Annotated in this window: 17 protein-coding genes and 1 pseudogene; 15 read left to right on the top strand and 3 right to left on the bottom strand. The window is 57.3% G+C overall.

Going from position 1 to position 20,039, the window contains the following annotated elements; all coding sequences use genetic code 11:
• The first annotated feature begins 99 nt into the window (after nucleotides 1-99).
• The 9 genes and pseudogenes from IFT53_RS16145 to IFT53_RS16110 all read left to right on the top strand — a co-directional run bounded on the left by IFT53_RS16145 (nucleotide 100) and on the right by IFT53_RS16110 (nucleotide 11,251).
• A complete protein-coding gene (locus IFT53_RS16145) occupies nucleotides 100-750 on the top strand; it encodes a GntR family transcriptional regulator (RefSeq protein ID WP_192066080.1) in 651 nt (216 codons plus the stop codon).
• A 287-nt stretch (nucleotides 751-1,037) separates the two neighbouring features.
• Nucleotides 1,038-1,538, top strand: a complete 501-nt coding sequence (locus IFT53_RS16140) for a sigma-70 family RNA polymerase sigma factor (protein WP_192066082.1) — start codon at nucleotides 1,038-1,040, stop codon at nucleotides 1,536-1,538.
• A 77-nt stretch (nucleotides 1,539-1,615) separates the two neighbouring features.
• The gene (locus IFT53_RS16135; RefSeq protein ID WP_192066084.1) at nucleotides 1,616-2,587 is read left to right on the top strand and encodes a FecR family protein; all 972 of its coding nucleotides are present in this window, start codon (nucleotides 1,616-1,618) and stop codon (nucleotides 2,585-2,587) included.
• A 125-nt stretch (nucleotides 2,588-2,712) separates the two neighbouring features.
• Nucleotides 2,713-3,042 (top strand): annotated as a pseudogene (locus tag IFT53_RS24155) (STN domain-containing protein); the annotation flags it as partial.
• A 33-nt stretch (nucleotides 3,043-3,075) separates the two neighbouring features.
• Complete coding sequence (locus tag IFT53_RS16130; RefSeq protein ID WP_192066085.1) at nucleotides 3,076-6,069, top strand: TonB-dependent receptor domain-containing protein; 2,994 nt, start codon at nucleotides 3,076-3,078, stop codon at nucleotides 6,067-6,069.
• Between the two features lie 426 nt (nucleotides 6,070-6,495).
• Nucleotides 6,496-7,641: an ABC transporter substrate-binding protein gene (locus IFT53_RS16125; protein ID WP_192066087.1), complete on the top strand. Its 1,146-nt coding sequence runs from the start codon at nucleotides 6,496-6,498 to the stop codon at nucleotides 7,639-7,641.
• A gap of 87 nt (nucleotides 7,642-7,728) precedes the next feature.
• Nucleotides 7,729-8,775, top strand: a complete 1,047-nt coding sequence (locus IFT53_RS16120) for a branched-chain amino acid ABC transporter permease (protein WP_192066089.1) — start codon at nucleotides 7,729-7,731, stop codon at nucleotides 8,773-8,775.
• Nucleotides 8,772-10,541 (top strand): branched-chain amino acid ABC transporter ATP-binding protein/permease, encoded by a 1,770-nt coding sequence (locus IFT53_RS16115; RefSeq protein WP_192066091.1) that lies wholly within the window; start codon nucleotides 8,772-8,774, stop codon nucleotides 10,539-10,541. Before IFT53_RS16120 ends, IFT53_RS16115 begins: the two co-directional genes overlap by 4 nt.
• The gene (locus IFT53_RS16110; protein ID WP_192066092.1) at nucleotides 10,538-11,251 is read left to right on the top strand and encodes an ATP-binding cassette domain-containing protein; all 714 of its coding nucleotides are present in this window, start codon (nucleotides 10,538-10,540) and stop codon (nucleotides 11,249-11,251) included. Before IFT53_RS16115 ends, IFT53_RS16110 begins: the two co-directional genes overlap by 4 nt.
• A 58-nt stretch (nucleotides 11,252-11,309) precedes the next feature.
• Here IFT53_RS16110 and IFT53_RS16105 read toward each other — a convergent pair whose 3' ends face one another.
• On the bottom strand, nucleotides 11,310-12,350 hold the full coding sequence (locus IFT53_RS16105; RefSeq protein ID WP_192066094.1) for an AraC family transcriptional regulator: 1,041 nt from the start codon (nucleotides 12,348-12,350) through the stop codon (nucleotides 11,310-11,312).
• Between the two features lie 368 nt (nucleotides 12,351-12,718).
• Here IFT53_RS16105 and IFT53_RS16100 point away from each other — a divergent pair, with 368 nt between their 5' ends.
• The 3 genes from IFT53_RS16100 to IFT53_RS16090 all read left to right on the top strand — a co-directional run bounded on the left by IFT53_RS16100 (nucleotide 12,719) and on the right by IFT53_RS16090 (nucleotide 15,708).
• The gene (locus tag IFT53_RS16100; protein WP_042616836.1) at nucleotides 12,719-13,858 is read left to right on the top strand and encodes a tyramine oxidase subunit B; all 1,140 of its coding nucleotides are present in this window, start codon (nucleotides 12,719-12,721) and stop codon (nucleotides 13,856-13,858) included.
• Nucleotides 13,859-13,916: 58 nt separating this feature from the next.
• A complete protein-coding gene (locus IFT53_RS16095; RefSeq protein ID WP_192066095.1) occupies nucleotides 13,917-14,339 on the top strand; it encodes a RidA family protein in 423 nt (140 codons plus the stop codon).
• A 70-nt stretch (nucleotides 14,340-14,409) separates the two neighbouring features.
• Nucleotides 14,410-15,708, top strand: a complete 1,299-nt coding sequence (locus IFT53_RS16090) for an NAD(P)/FAD-dependent oxidoreductase (protein WP_192066097.1) — start codon at nucleotides 14,410-14,412, stop codon at nucleotides 15,706-15,708.
• Nucleotides 15,709-15,727: 19 nt separating this feature from the next.
• Here the strand turns inward: IFT53_RS16090 and IFT53_RS16085 are convergent, their stop codons facing one another.
• A complete protein-coding gene (locus IFT53_RS16085) occupies nucleotides 15,728-16,111 on the bottom strand; it encodes a VOC family protein (protein ID WP_192066098.1) in 384 nt (127 codons plus the stop codon).
• 189 nt (nucleotides 16,112-16,300) lie between these two features.
• Between IFT53_RS16085 and IFT53_RS16080 the strand changes: the two genes are divergently transcribed.
• Nucleotides 16,301-16,615 (top strand): Dabb family protein, encoded by a 315-nt coding sequence (locus IFT53_RS16080; protein ID WP_192066100.1) that lies wholly within the window; start codon nucleotides 16,301-16,303, stop codon nucleotides 16,613-16,615.
• Between the two features lie 85 nt (nucleotides 16,616-16,700).
• On the opposite strand, the gene IFT53_RS16075 is transcribed toward IFT53_RS16080, so the two are convergent.
• Complete coding sequence (locus IFT53_RS16075; protein WP_042616840.1) at nucleotides 16,701-17,270, bottom strand: nuclear transport factor 2 family protein; 570 nt, start codon at nucleotides 17,268-17,270, stop codon at nucleotides 16,701-16,703.
• Between the two features lie 438 nt (nucleotides 17,271-17,708).
• On the opposite strand from IFT53_RS16075, the gene IFT53_RS16070 reads away from it, so the two are divergent.
• On the top strand, nucleotides 17,709-18,842 hold the full coding sequence (locus IFT53_RS16070) for an amidase (RefSeq protein WP_192066102.1): 1,134 nt from the start codon (nucleotides 17,709-17,711) through the stop codon (nucleotides 18,840-18,842).
• A gap of 24 nt (nucleotides 18,843-18,866) precedes the next feature.
• Nucleotides 18,867-20,006, top strand: coding sequence for an acyl-CoA dehydrogenase family protein (locus IFT53_RS16065; RefSeq protein WP_192066103.1), 1,140 nt, complete (start codon nucleotides 18,867-18,869; stop codon nucleotides 20,004-20,006).
• Nucleotides 20,007-20,039: the final 33 nt, after the last annotated feature.

Below are 20,039 nucleotides of genomic sequence, written 5' to 3'. Positions count from 1 at the left end.
CCCCGGTTCCACGGGTAGTATATAGCAACAGGTTTCTCGTACACGAATTATGCAATCGTGTATACAAGAATAGCATTTACGTATGAAGGAAGCAGTCTGATGTCAGAGAATACCGGCCGCTGGCTTCGCGACGAGATCGAAAATTCTATTCTTTCCAACGAGTTCAAGCCGGGCGAACGTCTCGACGAGACCGTGCTGGCAACCCGTTTCGGTGTCTCGCGCACGCCCGTTCGCGAGGCGCTCATGCAGCTCGATGCAATCGGCCTCATCGAGATCAGGCCAAGGCGCGGCGCCATTGTCATCGATCCGGGCCCGCACCGGGTCTACGAAATGTTCGAGGTCATGGCCGAGCTGGAAGGTCTTGCCGGGTCGCTTGCCGCGCGGCGGCTGGACGCAAGCTCGCGGCAGGCGATCACCGCGAACCATGAAAAGTGCAGGCAATCGGCCTCTGCCGGAGACAGCGACGCCTATTATTACGACAATGAAGAATTCCACAAAGCGATCTACGCAGCGGGCCGCAGCGCCTTTCTGGAAGAGCAATGTCTGCAACTGCACCGTCGGCTGCGCCCACACCGCCGTCTCCAGCTTCGCGTTCGCAACCGCCTCTCAACATCCTTTGCGGAGCATTGTGCTGTCGTAGACGCCATCTTTGCCGGAGATGGAGATCAAGCGCGCAACCTGCTGAGAGGGCATGTGGGCGTTCAGGGCGAACGATTCAGTGATCTTGTCGCCAGCATGGCAGCCAGATAGGCCCATAACAGGGTCGCTGGCCGAGCAAAACACGCTGCTGCTTGCCAGCCGCCATATCATTCCCCTTATACGGTGAACCCGTCGGCCCGTTCCTCATGCATGACTGTGTGGCGTGTTTTGACAATGCGACGACAGATGCCGTTGTTTTCCAGATACGAGCATCTTGACAGAATAAAAAAAGATGAGAAAAAGAGGAAGGTTTTATCCGCGGCTGTTTTCCTGGCGGATGGTCTCCAAAGAACACGACCTCAGATGCCGGTATGCGGCACATCCGTGTAAGGTAAACGATGGCATACTCATTCAATAGCTGGCTCACCAGCTTGTTCCGACGTCATCATTATGATGCTGTCAGATTTGCCACACGCCTCGTTGGTAGCCGTGACAATGGTGAGGAAATTGTTCAGAATGCCTGGGTAAAGCTCTGCGCTCGCACAGCGGAAACTCCCATACTGCACCCGAAAACCTACCTGTTCACCGCCACCCGAAATGCGGCCATCGACTTCGCGACCCGCGAATATCGTGAGCGAAAATATCGCGTGGATGTTGACTCATTGACCGATGCCGATGTGGCTGATGATACTTTTCGGCAATATGAACTGCGCAGGCAGCTTGCGATCATCGCCATCTCGCTCAACGAATTGCCATCCCCATGCCGGAAAGCTTTTGTGCTGAACAAGCTGGAGGGGCGAACCCACCGTGAAATAGCACAAAAACTCGGAATCTCAGTCAGCATGGTGGAAAAGCATATTGTCCGCGCCCTGCTGCATTGCCGAAATCTGGTAAGCTGAGCAGCTGGCAAATGAGAAATATGTCTAAAAATCCAACATCTCACCCAGCCAGCAGTCAAACAAAATCGGTGGCGCCTATGTCTCCTGATCCCGATGTCGGCACGACCCTATCCGATGAAGCTTTGCTTTGGATCGTGCGGCTTCACTCTGGCACAGCGGTCAAGGACGACTGGAACCGCCATGCGGAATGGTGTGCGACAAGCCTTGCCCATAAGCGGGCCGCAGTTGAGGCGCAGGCGCTGTGGGACAGCATGTCTCACTTACAGGTAGAGGCATCAAGCGGATTCATCAAACTGGAACGCGGGAAGAAAAGCGTTTCGCGAAGGCAATTTTTGCTGGGCTGTGCAGGTTTGGGAACTGCTGTCGGCGTCGGGCATGCTGTTTGGTCTTCCGGAGTTGTCAATCGGTTGTCTGCGGACTACGCGACGTCAACGGCCTCGTCTCGTACCGTCGAACTGCCAGATGGATCGAGGGTATCCCTCAATGCCTGCTCTGCGATTGACGTCTATTTTGAAGGTGCCCTTCGAAAAGTGGTGTTGCGAACCGGCCAAGCCTATTTCGAGGTTGCTGCGGATTTAAACAGGCCGTTTGAGGTGATCGCTGGAGATGTTTCGGTGACGGCTCTCGGAACAGCCTTTGACGTTTCTCTCGAACAAGCTGATATCGGCGTTGAGGTCGCCGTGGTTGAAAACGCCGTGCGCATCAAATCCGGTCTCAGCTCTTCAATTCAGATCGAGGCTGGGCAAAAAGTGGCAATCGATCCGTCGGGGAAAATCGGTGCTGTCGTTGCGCAGGATGTGTCGATCACGTCGGCGTGGCTTGATGGCAAATATGTCGCCGAAGGACGCTCACTCTCGGAGGTGGTTGCGGCTTTGTCCAAGTGGCACTCGGGCGTGATCCTCATCACGGATTCCTCGCTTCAATCCATGACCATCAATACGGTGCTGGATCTCAAGGATCCACTCGGATCTCTCGACGCTCTTGAAGCCGGCCTGCCTATTCGCGTTCGCCACATAGGCAATTATATAACTTTAATTTCAATGGGTTAGTTTATTATGAGTAGTTTTATCATATTTCATTGAGGTTTTTTCCATCTCGTCCGGTCTTACCATATGACGGGCGCAAGAATTGTGTGACGACGAAGGTCCCGTCTGAATATGGATAGGGGACTATTATGAGAATAAGACCTAGGACGCAGTGGTTGAGAGGATTTCTGGTGGCATCCACGGCCATCATTCCGCCCACAGCAACATCGATCGCGCATGCTCAGGAACAGAAGAGCACAACGTCGGCACAGATTTCATTCGACATTCCCGCACAGGCTCTTGCTCGATCCCTCAACGCATTTGCCCGTGCCAGCAACATCAAGATTGCCTATTCCGCAGCGCTTGCAAAAGATAAATCTGCACCTGCGTTGAAAGGTCGTTTTACCAAGGAAAGTGCGCTGGCGCGCCTATTGGCCGGGAGCGACCTTTCCTACAGCTTTACCAGTGAAGGATCGGTGACGATCTCCAAGCCACAAGTCAGCGCCGCCAATGTGGGTTCCGATGGCTCAACAGTCCTCGAGACCATCACCATCAGTGGCGCGCGTGGTGGTACGGTGCCAACGGACGCTGAGCTTGAGGCTGGAACCTATCAGGGTGCGGGAACATCGGGATATATCTCTCAGGAAAATATCCAGCGTTTTCGCGGCTCTTCTCCGGGCGACATGCTGACGGGAATTCCCGGCGTGTTGAACGGTGAAAATCGAAACTCGGGTGCGCTCGACGTCAATATTCGCGGCATGCAGGGACAGGGCCGTTCTCCGGTGGTGATTGACGGGGCATTGCAGGAAAGCACGGTCTATCGCGGCTATGCGGGTATGGCCGGACGAACATATGTCGACCCGGATTTCATCGGTGGCGTGAGCATTGAAAAGGGGCCGAGTGCAGCTGCGGACGGAACAGGCGCCATCGGTGGTATCGTGCGTGCGCGCACGCTCAACGCCGGGGACATCATTGCGCCCGGTGGAACATGGGGTGTTGTCGTAAGAGGAGGGCTTTCCGGCAATTCGGCAAGCCCTCCTGAAGCGGCCACAATAGGCGGCAGCGAGCCAGCCGTCCGTAACTATAATAGGCCTGATCCCTTTGATCTAAGGGGAAAGAATGGCTCCGTTACCGCCGCGTATCGTTCAGAGATGATTGACATTATTGTCGGGCGCGCGGAACGCGATAACGGGAATTATTTCGCAGGAGAAAGCGGGATAAACCCAAGTGGTTGGAAAGGTGGAGCGCACCCTTTTACGTATGGTGAGCAGGTCACGAATACGTCGATGGATAATACATCCCATATGGTGAAAACGGTCCTGCGGCCAAACGAAAACCACACGCTCGACCTCTCCTTTATGCGCTATGAGAGTCTGTTCGGCGAAATGAAGCCGTCACAGCTGATGTGGGCTGACACTGCTTACCAGACCACCTCTGAGGTTGAAGTCGACACCTATACGGCGCGTTACAGATACAAGCCCGAAAATCCGTTGATCGATCTGCGCGCCGATCTTTGGGCGACGAATGTTGACAGTTTCAATGTTGATCCCGTCCGGACTGTTTGGGCAGGCCAACTGTATAATGATGACATGTTCGCAGCCACTCTTTCCGAGCGATGGGGCCTTACGGTGTTCAACACGTCAAGATTTTCCGGCGATGCCGGGGATCTGGCTGTCAGTTATGGTTTCGCGCATGATCAGGAAGATTTCGGCAAATCGAAATCCTGGAATTCCTTAAATGCTCAATATCCCGGGAGGGCTTGGGACAATACGAGGGCGGGTTGGCGCAGGCAGGATAGTTACTTCGGAAACGTTGAGTACAAACCTGAGCAGTGGGTCACATTGACCGCAGGCCTCCGGCATATCGACTCGACCGTTCAGGACGAAAATCCGGGCATAAGCTGGGTACAGGAAGGACGGCTCAATCGTGACGAGGCTTCTGGATGGGCGCCTTCATTCTCCGCATTGGTGGAGCCGGTAAAGGGTATCCAGTTTTATGGTCGTTATGCCGAGGCTCTGCGAGCAGCGAGCTCTTTTGAAGGTACACAAGGATTTTCCAGCTCGGTCAACCCATACACAAATCTCTTGCCTGAACACGCCCACAACACTGAAGTTGGTGTGAATTTACAGAAGTACGGCATCTTCACACCAGACGATCTTTTTCAGGCCAAAGCCGGTTGGTTCAGAAACGATGTGACCAATTATATCACGCTTGGAAGTGAGAAATTGACGACATCAGCCGGGTATTCGACCGATATGCTCGTCATGAGCAACATTCCACGGGTCTCGACTCAGGGCGTCGAAATATCGGCGAGCTATGATGCGGGACGGTTTTATGGCTCTTTGAGCGGTACCGAATACACCGAAATCGAAAGTTGCTACGCAAGGTCACCAGCGTCTGCTGCCCTATGCTATGATGGTATGCCGAAGACCAGCTATGCCTTTTTCAAGGAGCATATTCCGCCAAAGCGGAGCTTCTCTGCCACGATTGGTGGCCGTTTCTTCGATGAAAAGCTCTCACTTGGCGCGCGCTACACGCATATTGAAACTGAACCGGGCTATGAGCTTGTTGACCTGTTTGGAAGCTATCGCGTGTCAGACACTGCAACGCTGTCATTCACAGTCGATAATTTATTCGACAAATATTATGTCGATACGCTTAGCCTTGGAAAGGAAGTGGCTCTTCTTCCCTCTCCGGGCCGGACGATACGGGTCAACTTTGTAAGCCGGTTTGGTGATGGCAATCGGGAAGCCGTCCTCTCTGCAGATGCGCGCAACCTCGTTGCATCGCGGTCAGACGATGCCGCTCCTGCCATGGGCAGTTTCGACGGCAACTGGACCGGCTTTTATGTCGGTGCGGATTGGGGCGGAAAGCACTTTTCGGCAAATGGAGACACGACCGCTGCCGGTGGCGTGAGCAGTGCCATCGCGGCTTCCGAAAAGACTGACCGCGACGCCAATTCCATTCTGGGTGGATTGCACGCCGGTTATAATCACCAGTTTGGTAACGGTACGGTTTTGGGCTTTGAAGTTGACGGGGGTTTTACACGCGCTCGAGGAGAGCAGGCGATGCCGGTGTCCGCGTTTACCCAGGCTTTACAGGCAGAATACCACCAGAGTTATGGTGCTGAAACATCAGGGCGTGTGCGTCTTGGGCAGTCGTTCGGCAGGACCCTCCTCTATGGCACCGGTGGTGTTGGCTTGGTGCAAGAAAAGCAAAAAAGAACCCAGTATCGTCAAATTGGCTCTGAGACGAGACCTTACTTTTCGGAAACCGAAGAGAAGATCCGACCCGGTATGGTTCTTGGTGGCGGCTTGGAGTTCGCTTTCAGCGACAGGCTTTCGTTGCGAACGGAGTATTTATTCGGCTATCACCCCGACAAGAAATTCGACTTTGAACGCGCCAGTCAGAACATCCAAGGTGGGGCGAATGTACCCATTGGCCGCGAAGCGAGTAATACGCTGAAGACCCACAGCCTGCGCGTCGGCCTCAATTACCATTTTTGAGATGTGTAACTGACGCCTTTTACGCCGCATAGCCCTACTACCGGTTTCATGGAGACACCGAGTTGAGGTGTTCCTGAAACCGGAGGGCATTAAGCTTTTCATACCCAGCCCCTTGTCGTGCTACCGGAGCCTAAAGGCTTCGGTAGCCCCCTCGAAGCGACCAAGTCATTGGCCAGTTTTGCAGACCGGGCAAATCTCTTTTCCCTGCACGCTTATTCATACGACGCAACAACGGTGCCAAGCTGCCGTCAGTGACACATTGTCATTTGACTGGGGCTGTCGGCGATATCGCCGGTCCGTTGCCGCTTTTCGTCGTCCACCGGGATCAAGGACGGTTAGCCATCCTGGATGACGTCAAGCGGTGAATAGGAAACGGCCCAGGCATCGTAAACGCAGAAAACTGCGATACAATAAGGGGAACACAATATGCGTCCAAGTCTGTTTTCAACGGTTTTAATGGCCGGGATTGCGTTTTCGTCGGGGGCGAACGCAGAGATCAAGATCGGTTTCATCACCTCCCTCAGCGGCAATGGTGCCGCCATCGGTATTCCCTATTCCAAGGGCATCAAGGCGGCCCAGACCTATAAGGGCGAGATCGGCGGCGAAAAGATCACCGTGATCGAACTTGATGACGGGACAGATCCCTCGGCAGCGGCACGCAATGCCCGCAAGCTCATCGAGGAAGAAAAGGTCGATCTGGTCATCGGGGCCGCGACCGCGCCATCGTCTTCTGCCGTGATGACCGTTGCAAAAGAACTCAAGGTTCCGATGCTGGCCGTCGCCCCCGTCAGCCTGCAGGCGGGCGATGATCAGTGGGGCGTCGTTCTGCCCCAGCCCGCAATGCTGATGGCGAGCGTCATCGCAGACCGCATCAAGCGCGACAATCGCAACAATGTGGCGCTCATCGGCTTTTCCGATGCGTGGGGGGACCTGTGCCTGGCCGGCGCAAAGGCTGCCGAAACCGCGGGCAAGATTACGCTTGTGGGCGATGAGCGGTACGCCCGCACTGATACGTCAGTAACGGGGCAGGTGCTGAAGATCATGGCCCGCAAGCCTGATGCGATCCTTCTGGGGTCTTCGGCCACGCAGGCTGCCCTTCCGCCGCTGGAACTGGCCAAACGCGGCTATAAGGGCGGCATTTACGGGCTTGCGCCCGTCGTCAGCGATGATTTCATTCGCGTTGGCGGCAAGGCTGTCGAGGGCGTCAAGGTCACCATCGGCCCTGTAGTCGTTGCCGAGCAGTTGCCTGATGACCATTACGCCAAAAAACTGTCTTTGGCCTTTCGTGCAGCCTATGAAAAAGCCAATGGCTCTTCCACGCGGGACAATTTTTCCGCCTATGGTTTCGATGCCTGGATGGTCTTTCTGAATGCCGCAGAACAGGCGCTGAAGACAAACAAGCCAGGCACCGCCGAGTTTCGCGTTGCCCTCAAGGATGCGATCCTGACCTCCACGGAAGTGGCTGGCGTGCATGGTGTCTACAATTTCAGGAAGGGCAATTTCTACGGCGTGGACGATCGCTCGCTTGTGGTCGTCAAGCTGGTGGATGGCGCCTGGAAATACGAACCCTGATACCTGCCAAGCGCCACGAGCCCGGCGCCCGACTTGGTGCCCGCCCCGTCATCGGGGTGGGCGAACCTTCCGCTTGGAGAGCCTTTGATGGATTTCGATACCGCCTCGATCCTCGCTGTCGACGGGCTGTCTTCTGGTGCGGTCTATATTCTGATCGCCATTGGAACAGTCCTGATTTTTACCGTCACACGCGTGGTCTTTATTCCCTTCGGCGACATCGCCGCCTTTTCCGCGCTTACGCTGGCGGCGCTGGAATCAAACCGCCAACCCGGCACGATCGGGCTTGTTGCGATATTGGCGTGCCTTGCCTTTGCGCTTGAACTGACGAGCCTTGCCCGCACGAAGCGGCTCCACCAGCTCTGGCGCGCGGCACTTTTCTATCTTGTGCTGCCGCTTTCTCTCATGGGCCTCGTCTGGCTTTCCGCACCGCTCTATCAGAGCTCGATGGCGCTGCGCATCGTCTTTACCCTCATCCTCATCGTTCCGATTGCGCCCCTGCTGGACCGGATTGTCTATCGGCCTATTGCTGATGGCTCGGTTCTTCTTTTGCTGATCGTATCGATGGCGCTCCATTTCGCGCTTGTCGGCATTGGGCTTCTGTTCTTCGGTGCAGAAGGCGTGCGCACGCAACCGCTGACGGAAGAGATTTTCTTCGTGGGCAATGTCGTCGTTACCGGGCAGGCCATCCTCATCATGATGGCGGCGGTCGTTTTCAGCCTTCTTCTCTATCTGTTCTTCGAGTTTACCCTTGTCGGCAAATCGCTGCGGGCAACGGCGATCAACAGAACAGGCGCACGGCTGATGGGCATCCGCCCGGAGAGGTCAGGTGCCATTGCCTATATCGTCGGATCGCTGATGGCCGGTGTATCGGGCATCCTCATCGCGCCGGTAAACACGATCTTTTACGATTCAGGCTTCCTGCTCGGCCTTCGCGCCTTCGTCGGAGCCATTATCGGCGGCATGGTCAGTTACCCCGGCACTCTCGTCGGCAGCCTGTTCGTCGGCATTCTGGAAAGCTTCTCGTCCTTCTATGACAGCTCTTTCCGCGATGTGATCGTGTTCTCCCTGCTGATCCCGATTCTGGTTTTCCGGTCCTTCAAGACTGCCCATAGCGAGGAGCATGACGAAGAATGAACCGCACCTATCTCTTGAGCGGCCTTGCTATCGGATTGATATGCTTGGGCTTTGCACCGCTGGTCTTTGACCCTTTCACCATCACGCTTCTGAACTATATCGGCATCTATGCGCTTGTCGCCATCGGGCTGTCCCTGCTCACAGGGGTTGCGGGCATTGTGTCCTTCGGGCAGGCCGCCTTCGTCGGCGTCGCCGCCTATACGTCCGCATGGGTCACGACGGCAGCCGGTGGCTCGGCCTGGCTGGGTCTTGCAGCCGGGCTTGTGCTGACATGCCTCTGTGCCTTTATTCTCGGCGCCATGACATTGCGGCTGAAGGGGCATTTCCTGTCTCTCAGCACCATTGCCTGGGGGCTTGCCATCGGCTTCCTGTTCGGCAATCTGGAGACCCTGGGCAAGCACAACGGACTTGCCAACATTCCGCCCATCAGTCTTGGCGGATATCCGCTGGTCAGCAGCGGCCAGATCTTCTACCTGATCTGGGTGATTGTCGGCCTTGCGCTTCTCTTGGTCTACAATCTGCTCGATTCCCGCGCGGGACGTGCGATGCGGATGTTGCGCGGTGGCAATACTCTGGTGGAGAGCCTGGGGATCGATCCCTTCCGCGTCAAAATCAGCTGCTTCGTCATCGCCGCCGCACTGGCTGCGATCTCCGGTTGGCTCTACGCGCATATGAGCCGGTTCGTTAGCCCCGCGCCCTTCGAGCCCCTGATGGGGATCGAATATCTGATGATGGCTATGGTCGGTGGGGCGGGCAGCCCGCTGGGCGGCATTATTGGCGCAGCCATCGTTACATTGTTGAAGAACGGCATACAGGATTATCTCCATTACTTCGTCAGCGGTGCCGGGCAGCTGGAGACGGTAGCCTTCGGGGTTCTTTTCATCCTCTTCCTGCAATATTCCCGGCAGGGGCTCGTTCCTGTTCTCGCACCGCTGCTGCCTCGCGCTCGTCCGCCCTTGCCCGAAAAGGCTGCCGATCTGCCGGAACGACAAAGGCCCGAAAAAGGCAGCCTGCTTTTGCGGGTCGAGGAAGCGGAGCGTCATTTCGGCGGCCTCGTCGCCGTCAACAAAGTCAGTTTCGACGTGAAGGCTGGCGAAATCCTGGCACTCATCGGACCGAATGGCGCTGGCAAAAGCACCATGTTCAACCTGCTGACGGGTGCACTTGCGCTTTCGTCAGGGCGCATCAGCTTTGGTGAGCTTGATATCGCCCGCAGCAGGCAGAGCACGATTGCGCGCGCTGGCATCGGTCGCACCTTCCAGCACGTGAAGCTGCGGCCCAAGATGACGCTTCTAGAAAACGTCATGGTGGGTGCCTATCCCCGTACCCGCAGTGGGCTGTTTTCCGCGTTTTTGCGCTTGAACAGGGCGGAAGAGGCTATCGTTCGGCACCGTGCGCTGCAGGAGCTTCATCGTGTCGGGCTTGGCGACAAGCCTTTTGAACTGGCTGGTAACCTTCCATTGGGAAGCCAGCGTGTGCTGGAAATTGCCCGCGCGCTCGCCTCGGATCCTGTTCTTCTTGTGCTTGATGAACCTGCTGCCGGTCTGCGGCGACAGGAGAAGATGGCGCTTGCTGATCTGTTGCGGTCGCTGCGCGACGAGAGCAACCTCACCATCCTGATTGTCGAGCACGACATGGACTTCGTAATGTCGCTGGTCGACAGGATCGTTGTGATGGATTTCGGACAGCGGATCAGCGAGGGCACGCCTGAGATGATCCGCAACGACCCGCGCGTTCAGGAAGCCTATCTGGGAGGTGTCGCGTGACTATTCTGCTTCAAATCGACGATCTCCACGTTTCCTACGGAAAAGTCGAGGCCGTTCGCGGTGTGTCCTTCAAGGTCCGGCAAGGGGAGGTGGCAACAGTCATCGGCCCCAACGGCGCGGGCAAGACCACCATGATGTCCGCCATCATGGGCATGATGCCGTCGCTCGGTACGATCAGCTTCAACGGGCAACCCATCGGCCGCCTGTCCGTCGAGGAACGTGTCGAATTGGGCATCTGCCTTGTTCCTGAGAAGCGCGAACTCTTTGCCGAGATGAGCGTCAGGGACAATCTCGTTCTGGGTGCCTATAGTGTCTATCAGCGACAGACGGTGAAGGCAGAGCTTGAAGTCATCTACGAGCTCTTTCCCCGGCTGAAACAGAGAAGACAACAGGAGGCCGGCACATTGTCGGGCGGCGAGCGCCAGATGCTCGCCTTGGGCCGGGCGCTGATGTCGAAGCCGAAGCTGCTCATTCTGGACGAGCCAAGCCTTGGACTGGCTCCCCTGATCGTGCATGAGATCTTCGCCAAGATCGGTGTGATGCGCGGGCAGGGCTTGTCAGTTCTTCTGGTGGAGCAGAACGCCAAGGCCGCTCTCCAACTGGCCGACACGGGTTACGTGCTGGAAACGGGCGAAATCGTGCAGCAGGGCGAGGCGAAAGGTCTGATGGACGATCCCAGACTTGTTTCGATCTATCTGGGTGGGCATTAGAGCGTCCGCCGGGCATGTCGAAATGCGTCAGAGGACGGGCGATGGCGTTGTCATCGCCTTACGTCTTTTTGGCCAAGCTGCGTGAAGCCTTGGATGGCGGCGTGCCGTTCCACAGTTTGAAAGCGCGGGAAAACGTCGCGCCATCGGTATAACCCAGCGCCAGCGCCACGTCGGCCAGCTTGGTCTTCTTTGCGGCAAGAAGCCTTGCCGCAAGGTCTTCGCGGTGCAGGCGCGTCAACTCGGTCAGGCTTTTTCCTTCCGCTTTCAGGTGCCGCTGCAATGTGCGCTGGGACAGCCCCATTTCTTCTGCAAGGAAGCGAAGCGTGATCGGCCGGCGGCCGATGTAGAGCTCCAGCAGTTTCTTGACCTGCGCGACCGGATCAATCTCGCGCGGCGCCTGATCCAGAAGGTCTCCGAGCTGCCTTTCGATAAGGGCGGTTAATGCCTTATCCTCTTCCCGGTAGATTTTGTCCGCCTTCTGGGCATCGAAAATGATGCGATTGCTGGATTGGCGAAACAGCAGCGGTGCGCGGATCAGCTTGCGCAGCCGCTCTACATTGTCTGGCTCGTCATGTTCGAAGTGAACCTCAAGCGGAGCCCAGCGTGCGCTGAAGCAGGATCTTGCAAGGTGGCAGGTCGCCGAGAGTGTGTATTCGGCATCCTGTCGGCGCGGCCAGATCGTCTTGTCTGTAATTCTGTAGCTCCAGACGAGGCGCTCCCCCTCATCGACCAGAACCGACGTCGTCGCATTCTGCAGCGAGTTCAGATAGTGGCTGATCCTGTCGAAGCTTGCGCGGATCGATGGCGCCAGCGAGAACAAAATGCCCATTGGGCCGATATCCGCCGCCTTGAAATCCCCGCCGAAATTTGCCCCCAGAAACGGATCGTCCAGAAGGAGAGCTGCATCCTCCAGCAAAGCGACGAAGCGATGGAGCGGAATGATCGCGTAGGGATCGCTCAGTTCTGCGGCTGAAACATCGTGCCGGGATAGAAGCGATGGCATGACATCGCGGTGAACCTTCAGCTTTTTGATCAAGGGCATCACGGCGGAAACGCGGATATAGGTGACGGGCCTCAGCTCATTGTCTCGCCTCGCCAAACCAGCCTCCCACGACATCACCCATGGCGTGATATATCAAATAAATGGCACCTTATGCAATGTCCCTGTGAGGAAGGTTGTCTATCTTCCCTGATCAAGAATTATAAAAATGAACTGGGGTTCATTATGTTGATTGCCATCATGGGCACAGATTTTCCACCGTATTTCCGCCGTTGGCGTCCGTCGCCCGGTCGCTTTTTGCGCAACGCCAGACACTCGTAATTGCCGAGTGCCATAGCCGGATGCCTTGCTCTGCCTGATCACTGCGGCGGCGGTTATCCTGTTGGCCTCGTCCTGAACATCACCACAGCATCACACCCGAAGCGGCGTTCCGCCGTCGGCCTATTATTCATCGAGGAAGCAGTTTCATGAGCGAAGATACCAAAATCGACTTCATCTACCTGTCCGAGCAGGACATGATCCGCGCCGGTGTCACAGACATGCCTGCCTGCGTTGACACGATGGAGGAAATGTTCGGGCTGCTTTATCATGGTGATTACCGCATGGCAGGTCCGAATAACGACTCGCACGGCGCCGCTGTGAGCTTTCCTGAAAACTCGCCCTTTCCAGATATGCCGAAGCCGACCGCTGACCGTCGTTTCATGGCCATGCCCGCCTATCTGGGTGGCAGCTTCCGCACCGCCGGAATGAAGTGGTACGGCTCAAACATTGCCAACCGCGAAAAGGGTCTTCCGCGGTCCATCCTCATGTTTTGTCTGAACAATGCCGATACGGGCGCGCCGCTTGCATTCATGTCGGCCAATCTGTTGTCGGCATACCGCACCGGCGCGATCCCTGGCGTCGGTGCGCGTCATCTTGCCCGCAAGGATTCCAGAATTGTCGGCATTCTCGGGCCAGGCGTCATGGCCAAGACCACGCTTAGCGCCTTCATTTCGGCCTGCCCTGATATTGATACCGTCAAGGTGAAGGGCCGTGGGCAGAAGAGCCTCGACAGTTTCCTGGCCTGGGTGAGCGAAACCTATCCACAGATCACCACGGTTCAGGTGGTGGATACGATCGAGGACGTGGTGCGTGGCTCCGATCTGGTCAGTTACTGCAATTCCGGTGCCGTTGGCGATCCATCCACCTATCCGATGGTCAAGCGGGAATGGGTGAAGCCCGGTGCCTTCCTTGCCATGCCAGCCCTTTGCAACATCGATGAGGCCATGGAAGCCCGTGATGTGCGCAAGGTGGTCGACAATACCGGTCTTTACGAAGCCTGGTTCCACGAACTTCCCAAGCCCGCCCACGTTCATGTGCCGATCATTGGCGTGAAGTTCATGGACATGATTGCCGAAGGCAAGATGGCCAAGGAAGATCTTGAAGACATCGGCAAGATCGTGGCTGGCGAAGCCCCCGGTCGCTCCAACGATGATGAAATCATCATCATGTCGGTTGGCGGCATGCCCGTCGAAGACGTTGCCTGGGGCACCGTCGTTTACCGTAACGCGATTGCAAACGGCATCGGCACCAAACTGAACCTGTGGGATGTGCCTGTTCTGCGCTGATCGTCCTGGGGCAGCGGTGCCTGGCGCCGCCCCCTCTTATCATTGAAAAGGAAAGACCATGACCAAGGTCACTAAAATCAAGACCGGCTCGAAGTTCGAAGATCACGGCAGCTATTCGCGCCTCGTTGCGCTGGACAACTGGATCTTCGTGTCCAACACCGCTGGCCGCAATCCCCAGACAAAGGAAATCCCGTCGGATATTACTGAGCAGACATTGCAGGTGTTTTCCAATATCGAGGCGGCACTCAAATCTGTCGATGCCGATCTTCGCGATGTGGTGATGTCGCGTGTCTTCATTCAGGACCCTGCGGATACCCAGGCTGTCATGACGATTGTTGGCAACAAGTTTCGGGGTGTCGATCCGGCCAGCACCGTGACATGCCCACCGCTTGGCTCGAACGTCTATAAGGTCGAGATCGAAGTCACGGCCTATCGCGGCGCGGGAACGGCAGAAACCGAAACCAAGGTTATCGCCCTTTAAGGGCTATCGCCGCCCCATCCACGACGCTCGAGATTTTGTAACCCTCGATCTTTGAACAAAGGCTATCGCTATGGCTCCTGTGATGTTTCCGGTACAGACCGACGCTACCCTGCCGGCCAAAACCACGGTGGTCGTTATTGGCGGCGGAATCGTCGGGCTGACTGCGGCCCTGACACTTGCCGAGCGAGGTATTCCCGTGACGGTTCTGGAAAAGGGGCGGGTCGGCGCGGAGCAATCGTCCCGCAATCTGGGCTGGATCCGCAAGATGGGGCGCGCGCCTGCCGATGTGCCGATGTCGGTTGAGTCAGACCGGCTATGGGCCACCATGCCCGAACGGGTTGGCATGGATGTCGGATATCGTCAGTCCGGCATCATGTATCTGGCCCGCACCGAGGGCGAGATGGAAATGCACGGCAAGTGGCTGAACGATGTTTCCGGGCTCTCTCTCGATTCCCGTCTGCTCAGCCAGAATGATATCGATGGGCTTGTGCCGGGCGGAGCCGGACAATGGGCAGGCGGCATTTACACGGCCTCCGACGGGCGTGCCGAACCGACGCTTGCGGCAAGCGCCATTGCCAATGCTGCAAGGCGCAAAGGCGCGGTCATCATCGAAAATTGCGCTGTCCGAACCCTGTCCCTGTCGGGTGGACGCGTGTCGGGCGTTGTGACGGAACGCGGTGAAATCCGCTGCGATCAGGCTTTGCTCGCAGGTGGCCTCTGGTCACGCAAATTCCTCGCCAATCTTGGCATATCCCTGCCAACGCTGCCGCTCATCCTGTCGGTCATCCGCACTGCGCCGATGGATGGGCCAACGGAGATTGCCGTCGGCGGACCGGATTTCTCTTTCCGTAAGCGTCAGGATGGCGGCTACACCATCTCGCAACGCGGCGCGCTGGGTGCGCCCCTGCTTCTCGATCATCTGTTGATCGGCATGCGCTACATGCACATGCTGCGGGGGCAACGTCAGCTCTTGCGCATCAGTCTCGGCAAGGATTTTCTGCGCGATATAGCCTTGCCACGGCGGTGGAGTGCTAAGAGCAAAAGCCCGTTTGAAAAGGTTCGAACGATGGATCCTGCCGCCAATGCCGGTTTGAATGCTGAGGCGATGGAGAACCTGACACGGGCCTGGCCGGTGTTCAGAAATGCCGTTGTCGAGGAGGTCTGGGCGGGCATGATGGATATCACGCCGGACTCACTTCCGGTCGTGGCACCCGTTGCAAAAATTCCTGGCTTCACAATCGCCTCGGGTTTCTCCGGCCATGGCTTTGGCACGGCGCCAGCGGCAGGAGAACTTGCCGCCGACCTGATCATGGCCGCCTCATCGCCCATTATCGATCCTTCTCCCTACACGCTAGAGCGGTTCAACTGATCCGCCATTGCCGAGGATCCTAGATCCTCGGATCAAGGCCCCGCGCGATCTGCACGGCCTGCTTGTTATCAGGCAAAAGCTCGATCAGAAGCCCATCTGGAAGCTCCAGCCAGTGAGCACCCTTGCTCGTCTGGCGCGCGCCATGGCCAAGTGCTGCTTCGATGGCAGCGGGAACATCCGCGCAGATCAGACCCAGATGGCCAAACCGGCCTTCCGTGCCGCTGAATGATGGATCCTCGATCAACTGGATACCACCCAGCAGCCAGGCCTGGCGCGGCTTGTCTGCTGGCCCATCCAGCTGCGTCACTGTCATTCCCAGAACATCGCGAAAAAAGACGATGTGCGGCGCGATATCGCGCACGTAGAAAGCAGCATGATCGAGGAAGGCTTCAGTCGCGGGCATTGGGGACTCCTTTGTTTTTGCGAAGGCCGGATAGGCGGGCTTCGAAGGGTTCGGCTTGTTGCATATCGTGCAATAGAGATTTTCCGATCCCCCGATTTATTGTCGGTCAATGAAATGAAACAAGGTCATCCATCTGTTTTCAATCTGCACAATTCGCCTGAGAGTTGTGGCAAGCCAGAAGGTATGACCATGTCGAACAGGATATGCCACATCGTAATGTGGGACGTGGCTGGTGAGGGCATGGACGAAAAGTTGGTGTCGATCAGCCGCGTGATACGGGAATTCGAGGGCCTGAGAGGCCAGGTTCCGGGAATGACGAAACTCGAAGTCGGCGCGGATGTCAGTGGCATCTCCTATGCCTGCGACGTTGTGTTGGTAACAGAATTCGAAAGCATGGATGCCCTGCAGGCCTATGGTCAGCACCCCGCGCATCTGGCGGTACGGGATCGGCTGGAGGGCGTGCGGATCGCTCGCCATCAGGTTGATTACATAATACCTGTTTGAGCATCCGCGCACCGTTTGCTGACACGGCACCGGGTCTGCCTCTCATGGCAAGCCCGGTGCCGTGCAACGGGATTTCAAACCTGTATCAAGGCTTCATCAGCACCGAGCGGCTCGGGTAATCGGAAGCCCATGTGGCTGGCAGAGGCGCAACGAAGACGTTTTCCGTACGCGTGCGTGTGAGTTTCCACTGGCCGTCCGGCTCCTTGCGGAAGGCGTTGTTGAGGCGCGAGGACCGCAGCAGTGCCTTGCCATCCGAAAACAGCCAGGGCTGCATGTGCACCCATTGCGCATCGGCGGTCTTGCCATCCTCATGCACGTGGATCTGTTCCGATGTCAGGTAGTGACAGTTGAGGATAAGGAGCGGCTCCTGCCGGCTTCCCCAGAAGTTTTCGAAATGCTTGCGCAAAGCAGGCTTGCCTTCCACGCGGCCAAACTGGTTGGTGTAGTATTCGCCAACGCCTTCCCACACAGCGTCTTCCGTATAGAGATCAAGGATCAGCTCGATGCGCTGAGCGTCGTTCTCCACGCCGAATTCAGGGTTTGGGGTATCGCACAGAAACATGTAGCGCGCTTCCAGGCGGCGGATTTCGGATTCCGCTTCCAGCCTTTCAAGGCGGCGGGTCAGGGCTGCAATGGTCTCTTCTGATGTCGGCATTCGGTGGCTCCCGTTTCTGGCTTCAAGCTTTGTCTATCGGCCATTCGCGAAACGCGCCCGCCCGGCAGACAAGATGGCGCAGATGCTAAGTCGGCAGGCCTCCCGGTCAAGCGGTAATATTCACGTAAATTATTCCAGTGTCCTGACCCTATGCCGATTTGATCTTCCTTCTCCGTTGGTTAGCGGCCCTGCCGGGCGGAAAGCCGCGCAGGGAAAACTGTTTTGCAAACTTAGCAATAAAATTACGGGAATATTCCTGTTATTTGTTGGGCATGCCGGGCCTGATGGTTCGGACAGAGGAGAAGATCCAGCGATGGCCGAGCGGCGCAAACCGCGCTTCAGGGCCACCACTGGATAGAGGACAAGACAACAAAAACACGGTGACGTTGCCGACAGGCAGCGATCAATCGAGCGGGCAAAGTCCGCAAAGGGAACAGTATGATGCCTCAGCAATCGAAGTCACCAGCGTTGGTGACCGCGCTGGCGCTCGGCCATGCCAATGGTCCGACGGTCGCGGTCAAGGATTGTCTCGACATTGCCGGCTTGCCGACAGGATGCGGCTCTGCCGCTTTTGCGAATGCACAGCCAGCACGTGAAAACGCGGCAGTGGTCGATAGTCTCCTCGCGTCTGGCTGTCGCATCGTTGGCAAAGCCAACATGCATGAACTGGCCTATGGCATGACGGGCTTTAACGCCCATCTCGGCACACCCGTCAATCCCAAATGGCCGAAGCTTATTCCCGGTGGCTCATCCTCCGGCTGCGCGGTTGCTGTTGCCGAAGAGTTGGTGGATTTTGCTGTTGGTACCGATACCGGCGGCTCCGTGCGTCAGCCAGCAATCTGTTGCGGTGTCTTCGGTTTCAAGCCCACCTTTGGCCGCATCAGCCGCCGCGGCGCATCGCCTGAGCAAAGCTCGCTGGATTGCATAGGTCCATTGGCGCGTGACGCATCGATGATCGAGAAAGCCATGCGGGCGATCGATCCGAGCTTCGAGACGATCTGTCTTGAGAAAGCACCCCGGCTGGCGCGTTTGCGCACGAACTTTGACCAGCCTGTCATGGAGGCGCTGGCCGTACCCTTCATCGCCCATGATTTCGCTCCTGATTATATTGATCTTCCCTCTCTTGATGATGCGTTCAAGGCTGGAATGGTGCTCATCGCGCGCGAAACCTATCTCGCCTTCGGGCACCTGCTGGCGCGGCCCGATGGGCTTGGTGAGGATATCCGTGCCAGATTGACGGCAGCCGCTGGGGTCTCCGATGCGGATGTTGCCTGGGCTGAAGGCGTGCGCGAGCGGTTTACCGCCGAAGTCGATGCCGTGTTTTCGAGCTATGATATTATTCTGACGCCAGCGCTGCCCTGTGTGCCGCCCACCCTGCAGGCGGCCCGAGACCCCTCCCATATATTGTCCATCACGCGCTACCTGCGACCCTTCAATCTTTCTGGCCACCCGGCCCTTGTTGTTCCCGCGCTCACATCGCTGGGCCTGCCTGTCGGCTATCAGCTGATCGGCCCCAAGGGGCGCGATGAATATGTGTGCGCTGTCGGCCGCTGGTTCGCGGACATGATGTAACCCTTTCCAAGAGGACAAATAGCCATGGATTGCACTAAGCCTGCCAAGCCGTCAGAGACGTTGGAAAGCCTCGTTCTTGAGATCCGGCAACGGCGCGAAGAATTTCAATCGCTGCGCCATATCCCGATCGATATCGTGCGGAAGTTTCAGGACGTCGGCGTCTACCGCGCCTTCGTGCCTGCCCGCTTCGGCGGGGATGCGTTGTCGCCAGCTCAGTTCTGTCGGCTCATCGAGCAGATCAGCTGGGCCGATGCATCCGCTGGCTGGGTCGCAAGCTTCGGCGTCTCGGCGACCTATCTGGCGTCGCTGCCACCTGAAACCTATGCGGCGATCTATGGCCGCGACCCCAACACCGTATTTGCCGGCGGTATGTTCCCGCCCCAGGCAGCGCGGCGTGTCGCCGGTGGTCTGGAAGTGTCGGGGCGCTGGCCGTGGGTTTCCGGCGTCATGGGTGCGTCAATCGTCGGCGCTGGCATCAAGATCGAGGGTGAAACGACACCCTTGCCGCGAACGGCCATCATGCGGCGTGAGGACGTCATGGTCATCGAAACATGGGACACGATCGGGCTTCGGGGCACCGGCAGCCATGATGTCTCAGCCGAAAAGGTTGTCGTCTCGGAAGACTGGACCTTCATTCGCGGTGGCAAACCCACGCTGGATGATCCGATCTTCCACTATCCGGCTATGGCGCTGGCTGCGCAGGTTCTGGCAGCCGTGGCGCTTGGCACGGCCCGGGCTGCACTGGATTGGCTGCGCGATGACGCCATCGGCCGCACATCGGTGACGGGAGCGCCAAGCCCCGCATCACGCGGTTACGTCCAGACCAGTTTTGCCCATGCCGAAGCCATGCTGCTCGGCGCGCGCTCGGCCTTTTATGAGACGATAGAGCAGGGCTGGGAGCAGATGCTTTCCAATGGTGCGGTTGATCGACCAACGCATATTCGCCTGCGCCAGGTTGCCTCCAAGGCTGCGCAGGATGGCGCGGAAGTGGCGCGCATTGCCTTTGTTCTTGGCGGTTCCGAATCCATCAACACCGGCCATCCGCTTGGACGCTACATGATCGACGCGGCAGGCGTTGCCCAGCATGCCTTCATTGGTGCTGGCAGCTGGCAGGTGGCGGGTGCCGCTCTTCTGGATCAGCCAACACCGCCCGGATTTCCTTGAACCTTCGACGTCGGACGCTTTTTAACAATAAGG

Source organism: Rhizobium sp. CFBP 13644, from assembly GCF_014842165.1.
Classification (GTDB): Bacteria; Pseudomonadota; Alphaproteobacteria; order Rhizobiales; family Rhizobiaceae; genus Agrobacterium; species Agrobacterium tumefaciens_C.
Note: the sequence above shows the minus strand (reverse complement) of the source record. Positions and strands in the feature narration are given on the sequence as shown.